Genomic DNA, 1,063 nt, shown 5'->3' on the forward strand with positions numbered 1-1,063 from the left:
CATGGTTGGATTACCGACAATTAAATTTTGGAAACTCTTTTCTCCTGCACCTCTGCTTTGCTGCATTTCTGCTTTTTTAGCATGAGTTAATTCTAAGACTTGAATTGAGGGTGCGGTGAGAATTGTATGTTTTTCGATTAAGTGTTTGCCAATTTCGTCTTGTAAGGCGACGAAGGGAACTAAGAATAACTCTCTTTGGGGAACGAAGATAACATGATTATTGGGATCTGTTGGGAGTAAATCAGCTATTGGTTTGATTAGTATGTAGTGGAGTTTTTGCAGGCGTTGTTTTTCGTTAACTCCGGGTTTGAGGGCGATGATTGCAGTTGCACGACTTCTGACACCAATAGAGTCACGAGTGTTAATAACAAGTTCTCCAAGGGAAGTGTTTTGTTGTTGCCATAAAGGTTTGAGATCGACTTTACGAAAGTTGACTTCACCTGTGGGTTTGATTACCCAAATGTACAATTCTGATTCTTTCGGTTGTTCTTTTCCTTGAATTTTGAACTCATCACCAACAATTGAATATTGCACTAAAGTCGCATTTTGATTTTTGGCAATTTGTTTAATTTGCTCAATTGTTGGTTTTAAAGATGCAGCAGGGATGATTTCTTTAGGGTTAGTTGATAGTCGCCTGGTGAGTAATTCGACGAAAGCTCTGCCTCTACCTCGTTCGGAAATTTCTAATGCTGTTGTGGTTTTATTTTGAGCGATTAGGACTTGTTGTAAAATGCGGTAGGTACGAGCTTGTTCCTCAAAAATAGAAACTTTATTAGCATCGTCGTCACCTAATCTCTCACGGAGAGATTCACTTACTTCAATTCCCTGGAATAAAGTTTTCTCTGCCTCGACTAAATTTCCAGATTTGTAGAGAGCATACCCCAAATTATTTAAAGCTGTTCCTTCACCGTTGCGATCGCCAATTGACCGTGCAATCGCTAAAACCTGCTGCTGGTATTCAATCGCTTTGCGGTAGTCTCCCAAGGAATTGTAAGTAATACCTAGATTTCCCAGAGATTGTCCTTCACCTTTGCGATCGCCAATCTCTCGTGCAATCGCTAAA

Annotated in this window: 1 protein-coding gene; it reads right to left on the reverse strand. The window is 40.0% G+C overall.

The genetic code is table 11. The annotated features are described in order from the left end of the window. Positions 1-1,063, reverse strand: a 1,063-nt coding sequence (locus ACE1CC_RS11065; RefSeq protein ID WP_413270515.1) for a CHAT domain-containing protein, incomplete at both ends; no start/stop codon positions are given.

The organism is Floridaenema aerugineum BLCC-F46 (assembly GCF_041929345.1).
Lineage (GTDB): Bacteria > Cyanobacteriota > Cyanobacteriia > Cyanobacteriales > Aerosakkonemataceae > Floridanema > Floridanema aerugineum.